Source organism: Arthrobacter sp. Br18 (assembly GCF_000520555.1).
Classification (GTDB): Bacteria; Actinomycetota; Actinomycetes; order Actinomycetales; family Micrococcaceae; genus Arthrobacter_D.
The window spans coordinates 1-15,069 of sequence record NZ_KI914872.1; the positions used below are offsets into that span (position 1 = coordinate 1).

General features: G+C 64.7%; 13 protein-coding genes. 9 read left to right on the forward strand and 4 right to left on the reverse strand.

The window, feature by feature from the left end; translation table 11 throughout:
* On the reverse strand, positions 1-1,192 hold a 1,192-nt coding region (locus Y704_RS0111835; RefSeq protein ID WP_253904312.1), incomplete at its 3' end, for an MFS transporter.
* 115 nt (positions 1,193-1,307) lie between these two features.
* A complete protein-coding gene (locus Y704_RS0111840; RefSeq protein ID WP_026550281.1) occupies positions 1,308-1,979 on the reverse strand; it encodes a GntR family transcriptional regulator in 672 nt (223 codons plus the stop codon).
* A gap of 153 nt (positions 1,980-2,132) precedes the next feature.
* Between Y704_RS0111840 and glyA the strand changes: the two genes are divergently transcribed.
* The 9 genes from glyA (at position 2,133) to Y704_RS0111885 (ending at position 13,681) form a co-directional block, all read left to right on the forward strand.
* Positions 2,133-3,461: a serine hydroxymethyltransferase gene (glyA, locus tag Y704_RS0111845; RefSeq protein WP_026550282.1), complete on the forward strand. Its 1,329-nt coding sequence runs from the start codon at positions 2,133-2,135 to the stop codon at positions 3,459-3,461.
* A 2-nt stretch (positions 3,462-3,463) separates the two neighbouring features.
* Positions 3,464-4,681, forward strand: a complete 1,218-nt coding sequence (locus tag Y704_RS0111850) for a sarcosine oxidase subunit beta family protein (RefSeq protein ID WP_026550283.1) — start codon at positions 3,464-3,466, stop codon at positions 4,679-4,681.
* 23 nt (positions 4,682-4,704) lie between these two features.
* Positions 4,705-5,034 (forward strand): sarcosine oxidase subunit delta, encoded by a 330-nt coding sequence (locus tag Y704_RS24865; protein ID WP_026550284.1) that lies wholly within the window; start codon positions 4,705-4,707, stop codon positions 5,032-5,034.
* A gap of 47 nt (positions 5,035-5,081) precedes the next feature.
* On the forward strand, positions 5,082-7,961 hold the full coding sequence (locus Y704_RS0111860) for a sarcosine oxidase subunit alpha family protein (RefSeq protein ID WP_026550285.1): 2,880 nt from the start codon (positions 5,082-5,084) through the stop codon (positions 7,959-7,961).
* Positions 7,951-8,598 (forward strand): sarcosine oxidase subunit gamma, encoded by a 648-nt coding sequence (gene soxG, locus Y704_RS0111865; protein WP_253904313.1) that lies wholly within the window; start codon positions 7,951-7,953, stop codon positions 8,596-8,598. Before Y704_RS0111860 ends, soxG begins: the two co-directional genes overlap by 11 nt.
* Positions 8,598-9,998, forward strand: coding sequence for an L-serine ammonia-lyase (locus Y704_RS0111870; protein ID WP_026550287.1), 1,401 nt, complete (start codon positions 8,598-8,600; stop codon positions 9,996-9,998). The genes soxG and Y704_RS0111870 overlap by 1 nt, the downstream gene beginning before the upstream one ends.
* 6 nt (positions 9,999-10,004) lie before the next feature.
* Positions 10,005-10,871: a formyltetrahydrofolate deformylase gene (gene purU, locus Y704_RS0111875; RefSeq protein WP_026550288.1), complete on the forward strand. Its 867-nt coding sequence runs from the start codon at positions 10,005-10,007 to the stop codon at positions 10,869-10,871.
* A gap of 162 nt (positions 10,872-11,033) precedes the next feature.
* Positions 11,034-12,794 (forward strand): BCCT family transporter, encoded by a 1,761-nt coding sequence (locus Y704_RS20850; RefSeq protein ID WP_081747599.1) that lies wholly within the window; start codon positions 11,034-11,036, stop codon positions 12,792-12,794.
* 68 nt (positions 12,795-12,862) lie between these two features.
* Positions 12,863-13,681 carry a creatininase gene (locus Y704_RS0111885; RefSeq protein WP_051476984.1) on the forward strand — a complete coding sequence of 273 codons (819 nt, stop codon included), beginning with the start codon at positions 12,863-12,865 and terminating at the stop codon, positions 13,679-13,681.
* 7 nt (positions 13,682-13,688) lie between these two features.
* On the opposite strand, the gene Y704_RS20855 is transcribed toward Y704_RS0111885, so the two are convergent.
* Both Y704_RS20855 and Y704_RS25295 read right to left on the reverse strand, forming a co-directional pair.
* On the reverse strand, positions 13,689-14,492 hold the full coding sequence (locus Y704_RS20855; protein ID WP_343212843.1) for an MFS transporter: 804 nt from the start codon (positions 14,490-14,492) through the stop codon (positions 13,689-13,691).
* Positions 14,465-15,069: MFS transporter (locus Y704_RS25295; RefSeq protein WP_253904314.1), on the reverse strand; the 605-nt coding region annotated here is incomplete at its 5' end. The genes Y704_RS20855 and Y704_RS25295, both read right to left, overlap by 28 nt.

Here is a 15,069-nt window from a genome sequence, read left to right on the forward strand (position 1 = left end):
TGGCGCCGAGGAGGATCTGGACCAGGATGATCACCAGGAAGTTCCCGGTATTGAGCAGCATGAAAGCCGGCACCGTGAGCAGGATGAACAGCACCGAGGCGCTTATGAGTACCCTCTTTCGCCCGTAACGGTCGGACAGCATGCCGGTGAGGAAGATGAAGCCGATGTAGGTCACCAGTGCAACCGTTGTGGCGACATAGGAGGCTGTCTCATCGAGGCCGAGTTCCTGGGAGAGGTACGTGGGCATGTAGCTGAGGATCACGTAGAATCCGACGGCGTTGAGCAGCACTGCCCCGACGGCCTGGAGCAGCTGGCGCCAATGGTCACGGAACATGGACTTGACCGGCGCCTTGATGACGTCGTCCTCCTCTGCCAGTTCACGGAACGCCGGCGAATCCTCGAGCCGGGTACGGATATAACGGCCGATCAGGCCCATGGGGGCGGCCAGGAGGAACGGTAGCCGCCATCCCCACTCCTGCATTTGGTCGGTACTGAGAAGGCCGGTCAGGAGCGCGGCGAGGAGGGATCCCAGGAGCAGTCCGGTCGCGGTGCTTGCCGGGACGACAGCGGCATAAAGGCCACGGCGATTGGCTGGCGCGTACTCGACGAGAAATGCCGATGCGCCCGCGTATTCGCCTGAGGCGGAAAAGCCCTGGACGACACGGATGATCAGCAGCAGGACAGGCGCCCAGATGCCGATGGTTTCGGAGGAGGGGATCAGCGCGATGCAGAAGGTGGCCCCCGACATGATCAGAATCGACCAGGACAACGCCGTGCGGCGGCCGATCCTGTCACCCAGGTGCCCCCAGATGAAACCGCCCAGGGGGCGTACCAGGAATGAGATGGCGAAAAGGGCGAAGGTGAGCATGAGTCCCGTTTGGGGATCCGACTCCGGAAAAAAGACAGCTGTGATCGTTACCGCCAGATAGCCATAGACCGCATAGTCGAACCACTCGACGAAATTGCCGATGAAGCTCGCGGCGACCACCCTGTTGCGGGTTTTCTTGCCCACTCCAGCCGGGTCAGGCCGGCCCCTGCCGCTAAGTGTGGGACCGAGGTCTTGAGGCGGGCCCGAGGTACGGGCGGCCTTTGCGTAACCCTCGGCTTCAGAACTGCCGGCCGAGGGTTTGGAGCTCTGAGTCATAAGTAACCACCAGGAGAGTATGTTGCATTGAGTGCAACGACGTTGCATCAGACTACGAGTGGCCCACGTCACTGTCAAGCACCGAGGCTCCTGTCCACAGGAAAGGCCACGCCCCCGGCTCCCGAAGTGGGAGTCGACGACGTGGCCCTTGGAATTGTGCGTCCTAGAGGACGGCCCTGATGGTCCGCTCGAAACTGGTGATGTGCTCCAGGGCCAGCGCTGCTGCCCGATCCGCGTCTCCGCCGGCGATCGCGACCAGCAGGTCAACATGTTCGTCGATGTGCCCTGACACGGAGGGAACCTTGTCCAATACCAGGCACCAGATGCGAGTGGCCAGGTTATCCAGTCGAATCAGGGTGTCCTCGAGGTGCGGGTTGCCCGCGGCCCGATAGATGAGGCGGTGGACGTCCAGGTCGTACTCCATCAGTCCCCGCTTGTCCTCCAACCGCCCTGCCCTGCTCCCGATGTCCCGCGCCAGCAGATCCAATTGGCTGCGGACCTCGTCGGTTGCCACCATCGCCGCCTTCGACGCCGCCAGGGGCTCGAGCACCCGCCGCAACTCGGAGACGTCGGCGAGTTCGGTGATGTCCACGATCGTGGCGAAGGTTCCCCGCCGAGGATAGGAGATGACGAGGTGGTCTGTTTCCAGCCGCTTCAGTGCCTCACGAACCGGCGTTCGACCGACCCCAAGATCCTGCGACAACTGCCGGTCGTCGATCGGGGCGCCCGGGCGGATATCCAGCATGATCAAGCGGTCCCGAATGTCCCGATAGGCCCGCTCGGCCAGGGAGGCGGGTTCATCCACCTGACGTGGCGCCGTCGAAGTACTGGTCATTCCGTGCTCCCTAGGTTTGGTCCGCCCGTTTCGACCGCTGGGCGGAACTGAGCAACACTGTTGCATTGACACACTGTGAGTTCCATCATACCGTTCTTAGAGTGGTTGATATATCAATCGGCTATAACTTCTACTTCAAACAGTGAGGGCAGCATGGCTCCGGACATCTCCACCCTGGCAGCACCGTCGTTGACGGAGGACATTTCGACCCTGGATCCGGAGGTCGCGGAGCAGATCGACGCAGAACTGCGGCGTCAGCAGAACGGCCTGGAAATGATCGCCTCGGAGAACCACACGGCGCAGGCCGTAATGCAGGCGCAGGGTTCAGTGCTGACCAACAAGTACGCCGAGGGTTACCCCGGGCGCCGCTACTACGGTGGCTGCGAGCATGTGGATATCATCGAGCAGTTGGCCATTGACCGCGTGAAATCCCTCTTCGGGGCAGGCTTCGCCAACGTCCAGCCGCACTCCGGTGCCCAGGCGAACGCCTCGGCAATGCATGCGCTGATCAAGCCCGGTGACACCATCCTGGGCCTGAACCTCGCGCATGGCGGTCACCTCACCCACGGCATGAAAATCAACTTCTCGGGCAGGCTCTACAACGTGGTTCCCTACGGCGTCACCGAACGGGACTACCTGGTGGACATGGACCAGGTCGAAACACTGGCGCGGGAGCATCGGCCCGCGCTGATCATTGCCGGCTGGTCCGCCTACCCGCGGCAACTGGACTTCGCCCGGTTCCGGCAGATCGCCGATGAGGTCGGGGCGTACCTGATGGTCGACATGGCTCATTTTGCCGGCCTCGTTGCCGCCGGGCTCCACCCCTCCCCCGTGCACTACGCCCACGTCACCACCTCCACCACGCACAAGACGCTGGCCGGTCCGCGCGGCGGCATCATCCTGACCAACGAGCCGGACATCGCGAAGAAAATCAACTCCGCAGTGTTCCCGGGTCAGCAGGGCGGGCCCCTGGAACATGTGATCGCGGGCAAGGCGGTCGCGTTCAAGATCGCGGCCACACCCGAATTCACGCAACGCCAGGAACGCACACTGGCCGGCGCCCGGATCCTGGCCGATCGGCTCACCCGCGAGGATGTGGCCTCGCGGGGAATCAGTGTGCTGACCGGAGGCACGGATGTGCATCTGGTCTTGGTCGATCTGCGGAATTCAGAGCTGGATGGGCAGCAGGGCGAGGACCTATTGGCACGGATCGACATCACGGTGAACCGCAACGCGGTCCCCTTCGACCCCCGGCCGCCGATGGTGACCTCGGGGCTGCGGATCGGGACTCCCGCGCTGGCGACCCGCGGCTTCTCCGAAGAAGCCTTCATGGAGGTTGCAGAAGTCATCGCGCAGGCACTGATCGCCGGAACCACCCCCGGCGGTGCCGACGCCGTCGTTCTGGACTTGCTGAAAGACAGGGTCACGGCCCTGGCCGCAGCCCACCCCCTATACCCCGACCTCGCCCCGATTGGAGCCTGATCATGGCCGACGTTCTCCCTGAACACCCGGATTTCCTCTGGCACAACCCGGATCCCAAGCCCTCCTACGATGCAGTGATCGTCGGCGGCGGCGGACACGGACTCGCCACCGCCTACTATCTGGCCAAGAACCACGGCATGACGAACATCGCCATCCTGGAGCGTGGCTGGCTGGCCGGCGGCAATATGGCCCGCAACACCACCATCATCCGCTCCAACTATCTGTGGGACGAGAGCGCCGCGATGTACGAGCATTCGCTGAAGCTGTGGGAGCAGCTTCCCGAGGAGCTCGACTACGACTTCCTCTTCTCCCAGCGCGGAGTGATGAACCTGGCGCACACCCTGCAGGACGTGCGCGAGAGCAAGCGCCGGGTCAACGCCAATGTGCTCAACGGCGTTGACGCGGAATGGCTCGACCCCAGCCAGGTGAAGGAACTGTGCCCGATCATCAACATCGGCGACGACATCCGCTACCCGGTCATGGGTGCCACCTACCAGGCACGTGCCGGCATCGCCAAGCATGACCACGTTGCCTGGGCCTTCGCCCGGCAGTGCGACAGCATGGGCGTCGACATCATCCAGAACTGCGAAGTCACCGGTTTCATCAAGGACGGCGACCGCGTGGTGGGAGTGGAAACGAACCGCGGCAGGATTCGAACCGACAAGGTGGGCCTCTGCGCCGCCGGACACTCGTCGGTCCTGGCCGAGCTCGCCGGATTCGACCTGCCGATCCAGTCACATCCGTTGCAGGCACTGGTCTCGGAACTCTTCGAACCGGTGCATCCCACCGTGGTGATGTCCAACCACGTCCACGTCTACGTCTCCCAGGCGCACAAGGGCGAACTGGTGATGGGCGCCGGCGTCGATGCCTACACCGGCTATGGACAGCGCGGAGCCTTCCACGTCATCGAGGAACAGATGTCCGCCGCCGTGGAGCTGTTCCCGATCTTCTCCCGGGCGCACCTGCTGCGCACCTGGGGCGGGATCGTGGACGTGACCATGGACGCCTCCCCCATCGTCTCCCCCACACCGATCGAGGGCCTGTTCGTGAACTGCGGCTGGGGCACCGGCGGATTCAAGGGGACCCCCGGCGCCGGCTACACCTTCGCCCATACCATCGCCACCGGTGAAGCGCATACGCTGAACGCCCCGTTCGCACTGGACCGATTCGAATCCGGAAAACTGATTGACGAACACGGCGCCGCTGCCGTCGCCCACTAGCACCCATCCTCGAAGGACACCCCATGTTGCTCATTGAATGCCCCAACTGCGGGCCACGCGATGAAACCGAATACTCCTACGGGGGGCAGGCACACATCGCCTACCCCAAGGACCCCTCTGCACTGACGGACAGCGAATGGTCGCGCTACCTCTTCTACCGGGGAAACGCGAAGGGACTGTTCGCCGAACGCTGGAACCACGCGGCAGGTTGTCGGCGCTGGTTCAACGCGCTGCGCGATACGTCAACGTACGACATCCACGCTATCTACCAGCTGGACGAGCCCCGCCCGGACACTGCGTCGCCGGAGCTCGTCCATGCACAGGAGAGCACACCCGAAGGAGGAACGAAGTGAGCCCCGCACAGCCCGCAGCACAGCAGGCAGGACGCCTTGACGCCGGTCTGGTCCAGGGCCACGGCATCGACAGGTCCACCACGATCAAATTCACCCTCGACGGGCAGGAACTGAGCGCCCACCCCGGCGACACAGTCGCGTCGGCAGCGCTGGCCGCCGGCAGGATTGCCTGCGGCGCATCGATGTACCGAGACCGCCCCCGCGGGATCTTCGCGGCGGGCGTCGAAGAGCCCAACGCATTGATCAGCGTCGCCTCACGCTTTCCCGGGCAGGTCGATGAGTCGATGCTTCCCGCGACCGTCGTCGAGGTCGCCGAAGGCATGCAGGCCACGTACCTCAGCGGCCTGGGCGTACTGGATCCCCGCCGTGACGATGCCTACTACGACCGCAAGTACGTGCACGCTGATGTCCTGATCGTCGGCGCCGGCCCCGCCGGGCTCGCCGCTGCCCGCCAGGCCGTGGCGACCGGTGCGCGCACCATCCTCATCGACGAGCAGCCTGCCGCCGGTGGTTCGCTGCTCTCCTCAGGCGCAGAAAAAATCGACGGCGTTCCCGCGGCCCGGTGGGCCGCAAGCACGGCGCAGGAGCTTGAGGAGGCCGAGGAATTCACCTACCTGGCGCGCACCACTGCTTTCGGCGCGTACGACGCGAACTACATCATCGCCGCACAGAAGCGTACCGACCACCTGGCAACCCAGCCCGGTTACGGCGTCTCACGCGAACGGATCTGGCATATCCGGGCCAAGCAGGTCGTCCTGGCAACCGGCGCGCACGAACGCCCCCTGGTCTTCGCCAATAACGACCGCCCCGGCATTCTGTTGGCCTCCGCCGTCCGCAGCTACCTGAACCGTTACGGCGTTGCCGCCGGTTCGCAGGTGGTTCTTGCCACCACCAACGATTCCGCCTACGCCACGGTCACCGACCTGCACGCAGCAGGCATCGTTGTCGCCGCCGTCGTGGATTCGCGCGAAAGTGCCTCGGAAACCGCCTCGGGCGTGCTCGGGGAAACCGGGGTGCGCGGCATCTTCGCTGCGGCCGTCGTCGACACCGGAGCAGACGACTCCGGCCGCGTTCGTTCAGTCACCATTGCGGGATTGGACGACGACGGCGAGGCAACCGGGAGCAGCGAAACGCTCGCAGCCGACCTGCTCGCCGTCTCGGGTGGCTGGAGCCCCGTGGTGCACCTGTACAGCCAGCGCCAGGGCAAGGTGCTCTGGGACAAGGACCTGGCCGCTTTCGTTCCCGGCACCCCGGTGAAGAACGTGCACACTGCCGGTGCACTCAACGGTTCACTGGACTTGGCCGCCTGCCTCACCGAGGGCGATGCAGCGGGCAGGACCGCCGTCGAACACCGTGGAGAAAAGGCGGCACTGGACAAGCCCCAGGCGCAGGTGACGCCCACCTCGGCGCCCCGCCCGCTGTGGCTCATCCGCGCCGCGGACGGCGAGCCGGGGAACTGGACAACGCATTTCGTGGACCTGCAGCGCGACCAGAGTGTGGCCGACGTCGTACGTTCCACCGGTGCCGGTCTACGTTCGGTGGAGCACATCAAGCGCTACACCTCGATCAGCACCGCCAATGACCAGGGCAAGACCAGCGGTGTCGCCGCGATCGGCGTCATCGCCGCCCTGCTCGGCGTCGACGAGCTCGGCGACATCGGCACCACTACATTCCGCGCCCCCTACACGCCGGTTTCCTTCGCCGCGCTGGCCGGACGCCAGCGTGGCCAGATGCTCGACCCGGCGCGCCTAACGTCGATCCACTCGTGGCACGAGGCGAATGGTGCCAAGTTCGAAGATGTCGGACAGTGGAAGCGGCCCTGGTACTTCCCGCAGGAAGGCGAGGACATGGACACAGCCGTGCAGCGTGAATGCGCCGCCGTCCGCGAATCCGTGGGTTTCATGGACGCCACCACAGTGGGCAAGATCGAGATCCGCGGGAGCGATGCCGGGGAGTTCCTCAACCGGATCTACACGAACGCGTTCAAGAAGCTCAAGCCCGGCATGGGCCGCTACGGACTGATGTGCACGCCGGACGGAATGATCTTCGACGACGGCGTCACTCTCCGGCTGGACGAGGACCGCTACTTTCTGACCACCACCACCGGCGGCGCCGCCAAGGTGCTGGACTGGCTGGAGGAATGGCTGCAGACCGAGTGGCCGGAACTCGACGTGGTGTGCAATTCGGTCACCGAGCAGTACACGACGGTTGCCGTGGTCGGTCCGAAGTCACGCGAGGTCATCGCCAAGCTCGCCCCGGGAGTCGATGTCTCCAACGATGCCTTCCCGTTCATGGCGTTCCGCGAAACGACGCTCGGCAACGGAATTCCGGCTCGGGTCTGCCGCATCTCCTTCTCCGGCGAGCTGGCCTTCGAGATCAACACCGCTGCCTGGTACGGGTTGAGAGTGTGGGAGGACGTCGCCGAAGCCGGTGCCGACTTCAACATCACCCCGTACGGCACGGAAACCATGCACGTCCTGCGCGCTGAAAAGGGCTTCATCATCGTTGGCCAGGACACCGACGGCACCGTGACCCCGCAGGACGCCGGCATGGAATGGGTGGTTTCCAAGGTCAAGGACTTCATCGGCAAACGCTCCCACGCGCGGCTGGATACCGCACGCGAGGACCGCAAGCACCTGGTGGGCGTCCTCCCGGTGGACAGGACCACCCTGCTGCCCGAAGGCGCCCAGTTGGTCACCGCCGGAACACCGATCACCCCGCAGGCCGGTCCGGTCCCCATGCAGGGTCATGTGACCTCCAGCTACCGCAGCCCGGCGCTGGGCCGAACCTTCGGGTTGGCACTGGTGTCCAACGGACGCAACCGGGTAGGCGAAATCCTCCAGGCACCGTTGGACGGCCAGCTCATCGACGTCGAAATTACTTCCCCCGTGCTCTACGACCCCGAAGGGAGCCGTCGTGACGGCTGAACAGATCCTTGAATTCCCTGACGTTCGCCAGGAGGCCGCGGCACTGCGCCGTAGTCCCGCCGGGCACCTGGCCGCTTCGATGTCAGCCGGTTCGGTGGCCGGCGAGCGTGGCGTTGCGCTGCGTGAAATCGCGTTCCTGACCCAGCTGGGTCTTCGGGCCAGGCCCGGTTCCGCTGCAGCGTCCGCTTTGGAGGCGGCTATCGGGCTCGCCCTGCCCGCCCGTGTCGGTGAGGTCACCGGCGGCACCGAGCGTGCCGTGCTGTGGCAGGGTCCGGACGAGTTCCTGCTGGTCGGCGTCCCGGAAAGCGTGGACGCAGGAGCACTTCTGGCTGCGCTGGGCGCAGGTGAGGAAGCGTTGGCAGGTGCCGTCGTGGACCTCTCGGCAAACCGCACCACCCTGGAACTCTCCGGCCCATCGGCCCGCTCGGTGCTTGAGAAGGGATGCCACTACGATCTGCATCCGCGCTCCTTCGCCCCGGGTACTGCCGTGTCGACGGAACTGGGGCCTGTCCCGGTGCTGCTGTGGAAGACGGACGAGCACACTTTCCGCATCCTGCCGCGGGCGTCGTTCACCGACTATGTGGTGCAATGGCTGCTGGATGCCATGTTGGAATACTCAGTGCCCGAGGTTCCCTGATGGCGTTGAGCGTCCTGGACCTGTTCTCCGTCGGCATCGGTCCGTCCTCGTCCCACACGGTGGGACCCATGCGGGCAGCCCGGCGGTTCACCGCCGGGCTCGCAGCGGACGGTCTCCTGGAAGGGGTCGGCCGGGTCCAAGCCGAGCTCTTCGGGTCCCTGGGTGCCACCGGGATCGGTCACGGGTCGGATAAGGCAGTGATCCTGGGGCTTGCCGGCCACGACCCGGAGACCGTGGACACCGACATCGCCGGGGAGCTGGTGGCCAGCTGTATCCGCGCCGGACGGCTTCCGCTGGCGGGGCTGCACGGGATCGGGTTCAACGAGGAAAGCGATGTGGTTCTGCACCGGCGCAAATCCCTGCCCGCCCACCCCAACGGCATGACCTTCTCCGCCCTGGGACATGACGGGCAGCCGGTACGCCAGCGCACCTACTATTCAGTTGGCGGAGGCTTCGTGGTGGACGAAATCACAGCCGAGGACGACAAGCTGGTTCCCGACAGCACCCTGTTGCCCCATCCCTTCGGTTCCGGTGCCGAACTGCTGGCGGCATGCCGGGTCTCGGGACTGTCCATCGCCGAGCTGATGATGGCCAATGAGGAATCCTGGCGTCCAGCCGAAGAGACCCGCGCCGCCCTCCTGCACATCTGGAAAGTCATGGGTGAATGCGTCGAAAACGGCTGTACCCGCACCGAGGACGTGCTTCCCGGAGGGCTCAAGGTTCGCCGTCGGGCCCCGGAGCTGCGGCGTAAGTTGCGCGAGCAGGAGAAGGTGGCGCGTTCCGGAGGCGCACCGCTACGTGATCCACTGTGGGCCATGGAATGGGTAAACCTGTACGCATTGGCAGTGAATGAGGAGAACGCCTCCGGCGGGCGCATCGTCACTGCTCCCACCAACGGTGCGGCGGGCATCATCCCGGCAGTGCTGCACTTCTACTCCCGGTTCATCGACGACGCGGACGACGACGGGATTGTCACCTTTCTGCTCACCGCGGCGGCGATCGGGATCCTCTTCAAGGAGAATGCGTCCATCTCCGGTGCTGAGGTCGGGTGCCAGGGCGAGGTAGGTTCCGCCTGCTCGATGGCCGCTGCAGGGTTGTGCGCCGTGCTCGGCGGCACACCGGAGCAGGTCGAGAACGCGGCCGAAGTGGGCATCGAACACAACCTCGGGCTCACCTGCGACCCCATCGGCGGCCTGGTGCAGATTCCGTGCATCGAGCGCAACGCCATCGCCAGCGTGAAGGCCATCAATGCCGCGCGGTTGTGCCTGCAGGGTAATGGGGAACACAAGGTGTCGCTGGACGCGGCCATCGAAACCATGCGGCAGACGGGGGCGGATATGAAAACGAAGTACAAGGAAACCTCACGCGGCGGACTCGCCGTCAATGTGACGGAGTGCTGAACGAGTATGGAACCGAACGCCGACGTCGAACATGTCCTCACTCTGCACTGCCCGGAACGCCCGGGGATCGTCCATGCCGTCTCGGGATTCCTGCTGCAGCAGGGGCGGAACATCCTCGAACTCAAACAGTTCGGCGATCGCCAGACGGGACACTTCTTTCTGCGCGTGGATGTCGCCGGCCCGGACTCCGCGAACCTCACCGAGGAGATGCGGACCGCCTTCACGCCCGTCGCCGAGGATTTCGGTCTCGACTGGCGTCTGGAGCGCCTTGGAACGAAACACCGGGTCCTGATCATGGTGTCGAAATTCGGCCACTGCCTCAGCGACCTCCTCTACCGGTCCCGCATGGGTGAGCTCCCGATCGACATCGTCGCGGTGGTCTCGAACCACCTCGATCACCAGGGCCTGGTGGAATGGCACGACATCCCGTTCTTCCACATACCGGTAACCCCGGAAACCAAGCCTGCGGCCGAGGCTGAGCTACTTCGACTCATCGACGACCTCGACGTAGAGCTCGTGGTCCTGGCCCGCTACATGCAGGTTCTGAGTGACACGCTCAGCCGCAGACTCACCGGCCGCACGATCAACATCCACCACTCGTTCCTGCCCAGCTTCAAGGGGGCGAAGCCTTACCACCAGGCCTATGCCCGGGGAGTCAAGACGGTGGGCGCCACCGCCCACTACGTGAACAGCGAGCTGGACGAGGGCCCGATCATCTCGCAGCAGACAGTTGAGGTCGACCACACCTTCTCCCCCGAGGATCTGGTAGCGGCCGGTCGTGACACCGAATGCAAGGCGTTGTCCAACGCAGTCAAATGGCACTGCCAGGGACGGGTCTTCCTCCACGAGAACCGGACGATCATCCTGCGCTAGCCGGGCACCAGTACCACCCTTGACTGTGAGCGTCATCACTGTAAGCTTCACTGCAACGGTGTTGTGAAGGTTGCAACAAGAGCGTCCACGGCATCGCCTTCCCCACCTAAAAGACCACTCACAGCCGGCCGATCGCGGTCGCCCATCGAAAGGGACGCTGGCATGTCGATCTACGAGCAAGAGAAACCCGAGAGTGATTCCACGCCTTCCGCTCCTGCGGGCGGCACCGCTACCTCTGACGAGGCAGAGGCCGCAACCGGAAAGCGGCGGGCCTCAAGGAGGGTCGAGCTGCCCCGGTTCCGCGGGCAGGTCACACCGCCCCTCGACCGCGCGATCATCAAGATCCTCCCCCCGGTCCTGATCGTCGCCCTCATCATCGCGGTGACCCTGGACCCGGAAGGCGCCGCTGGGGTCATCGGAGAACTGCGCACTTTCGTGACCTCGGGGTTCACCTGGCTGTTTGTCCTCTATTCCGTCATTGCCCTCACCGTATGCTGCTGGCTGGCCTCCAGCAGCGTCGGCAAGGTCCGACTGGGCGGCCCCAAGGCCAAGCCCGAGCACAGTAAGTTCGCGTGGTACTCCATGCTCTTCGCCTGCGGCCAGGGGATCGGTCTTATTTTCTGGTCGGTTGCGGAACCGATCATGTTGCGCGATGAGAGCCCGGTGGTCCCCGCCAACGGGAACCCTGCAGAGGGCGGCATCGTGTGGACCTACTTCCACTGGGGCCTGACCGCATGGGCCATGTACTGCGTCGTTGCCGTCTGTCTGGCCTACTCACACCACAACCTCGGCAAGACACTCACTTTCCGGGAAGCGACTGTCGACATACTGCCCAAACGGATCCAGCGCGGCTCCGGCGTGATCGTCGAACTGCTTGCAATCATCGCAACAGTCCTGGGGCTCGCAACGTCCTTCGGGTTCGCGGCCCTGCAGTTCACCTCCGGGGTGTCCTCATTCACCGGCGTGGCGCCCAGCATCGGCGTCTGGATCGGTGTCATCGTCGCGCTCGGCGGCCTGACGGCGGTCTCCGCCTTCCTCGGCGTCAACAAGGGCATGAAGCGGGTCAGTGAGGCCAATTCGATCCTGAGCATCATCCTGGTGGTGGCGGTGTTTATTTTCGGTCCGACTATCTTCATCATTTCGAACGTCTCACAGACCTTTGGCTCATTCTTCTACAACTTCGTTCCCATGACCTTCTGGACTGACGCACCCACATCCTCCACACCGCTGGCCAGCTGGCAGGACAGCTGGAACGGCTGGTGGACCGTCTTCATCTGGTGCTGGGTCATTGCCTTCTCCCCGTTCGTCGCCGGATTCATCGCACGGATTTCCCGCGGGCGGACGATCCGCGAATTCGTCATCGGCGTGACGGTCATTCCGTCCCTGATCGTCATGATCTGGGTCGGGGTGATCGGCTCCGCGGCCATCTTCTACGACGACGCATCCAACCGCTCGATCTCCACGGATGTCGCCGCCGATACGTCCAGCGGCCTGTTCTCCATGCTCACGATGATCCCGTTCGTCGGAGGAGCGCTGCTGGTGATCGCCACCATCCTCGTGGCGACCTACTACGTCACAAGCCTGGACTCCGGGACCTACGCACTTGCGGAGTTCGTCTCGGCACCGAAGAAATCAGGTCCCTGGTTCAGGGTGGTCCTGGTAGTCAGTATCGCCTCGGTGGCCCTGATCCTGCTGACCATCGGTGGAACTGCGGTGGTCGATACAGTACAAACCGGCACGATCATCGGCGCGTTCCCCTTTTCCTTCGTGATTCTCCTGATGATCGCCAATCTCATCCGGCGATTGAAGCAGCGGGACAAGGATGTCAAGCGGCTCGAGAGGGAAGTCAACGATCCGAACCACCGTGTGGAGGACGACCTGTTGGACGGGGACGAACTCCCGGTGGCCCACCGCGACGCGTAGAACAGCATGCACCGGCCGGCGCGGTAGAAGTCCGCGCCGGCCCCAGAACCAATGCCGGGAGGCACGCCATGAAGGCAAACGAGTTCCCCACCGCACCCAGTGCGTCCAGTGTGCACATGTCCGAAACCGATGCCCATACTTTCAGAAGCTGGCTGGAAACCGGTTCCGGCACCATCGTGGTTCCGGTCGGCGCACTGGAACAGCACGGCCCGCACCTGCCGATGGGTACCGATGCCATCCTGTCCACGCTGATCTCCACCGGGGTCGCGGAAGCCATCGGCGCCCTGGTTGCCCAACCTGTCGCTTACGGCTATAAATCGCAGCAGAAATCAGGCGGAGGCAACCATCTTCCCGGCACGACGAGCCTGGATGCGGCCACGCTGATCGGTTTGACACGGAACCTGACAGTTTCCCTGTTCAACCAGGGCGTCCGACGAATCGTCTTCCTCAACGGGCACTATGAGAACTACCAGTTCCTCTACGAGGGTATCGACATTGCGCTCGCAGAACTCGGCATCAGCGCTGGCGACGATCGGTGCGTCCTGCTGTTGTCCTACTGGGACTACGTAGCAGAGGAAACACTGGCTGCCGTCTATCCCGACGGTTTTCCAGGTTGGGCGATCGAGCATGGTGGAGTACTCGAGACCTCGCTCATGCTTCATCTGAAGCCGAAGCTCGTCGACCTCGAGCGGGCCGTCGACCACCAGCCGGCGGAGCTGCCCAGGTTCGACCGGCTTCCCGTAGTTCCGTCCCGCACTCCCGAGAGCGGGTGCCTCTCCGCGCCGACGGGCTCCGATGCGGAGAAGGGCAGACTCCTGTTCAGCCAGGTCGTGGAATCGCTGATCTCAGACCTCGTTCCCGAACTCAGCCGGACCAGGCACAACTAGACGCTGGTCAGTACCCGTCGCCTACAGCGCCACCGATGCGCAGGCGCCGGGGCACCGAGCGGTCGTAGCGCAGCCGCACGTCGTGGTAACGCCAGGCCCAGAAGATGCCGACGGCGGCCGCGATCAGCCCCGCCGCGGCAGCTACTCCCAGGCTCCAGCGGGGGCCGAAGGCATCCGAGACCCAGCCCACCACGGGCGCTCCCAACGGCGTTCCGCCGAGGAAAATGGCGAAGTACAGCGCCATGACCCGCCCGCGCATTCCCGGCTCCGTGGTCGTCTGGACGTAGGCGTTGGCGCTTGTCATCAGGGTCAGGGCGAACAGCCCTACCGGAACCAGGGTGAGCCCGAAGATCCACAGCGTCGGCGCAACGGCGGCGGCTGCGCAGGCGAGGCCGAAGGCCGCCGACGCTCCGAAAATGAAGCGGAGCCGTGGCCTCGCGCGGCGCGCCGAGAGCAGCGCCCCCGCCACCGAGCCCACGGCCATCACCGAGGAGAGAATCCCGAACACTCCGGCGCCCTGGCCGAACTCGGTACGTGCCATGGCGGCGATGTACACGGCGAAATTCAAGCCGAAAGTGCCGACGATGAAGATGGCCAGCATGACCACTATCAAATCCGGCCGGTTCAGGACATACCGGAACCCTGCCCGGATGCGGCCCCTGCCGGGCGGAGCTTTCGGCTGGGCGCGGAGCTCGGAGGACCGGATGGCCAGGAGCACGTAGACCATCGCACCGAAGGTGACTGCGTTGATCAGGAACACCCACCCGGGCCCGACCCCGGCGGTCAGCAGGCCGGCCGCGGCGGGACCCAGCCCACCACGGGCGCTCCCAACGGCGTTCCGCCGAGGAAAATGGCGAAGTACAGCGCCATGACCCGCCCGCGCATTCCCGGCTCCGTGGTCGTCTGGACGTAGGCGTTGGCGCTTGTCATCAGGGTCAGGGCGAACAGCCCTACCGGAACCAGGGTGAGCCCGAAGATCCACAGCGTCGGCGCAACGGCGGCGGCTGCGCAGGCGAGGCCGAAGGCCGCCGACGCTCCGAAAATGAAGCGGAGCCGTGGCCTCGCGCGGCGCGCCGAGAGCAGCGCCCCCGCCACCGAGCCCACGGCCATCACCGAGGAGAGAATCCCGAACACTCCGGCGCCCTGGCCGAACTCGGTACGTGCCATGGCGGCGATGTACACGGCGAAATTCAAGCCGAAAGTGCCGACGATGAAGATGGCCAGCATGACCACTATCAAATCCGGCCGGTTCAGGACATACCGGAACCCTGCCCGGATGCGGCCCCTGCCGGGCGGAGCTTTCGGCTGGGCGCGGAGCTCGGAGGACCGGATGGCCAGGAGCACGTAGACCATCGCACCGAAGGTGACTGCGTTGATCAGGAACACCC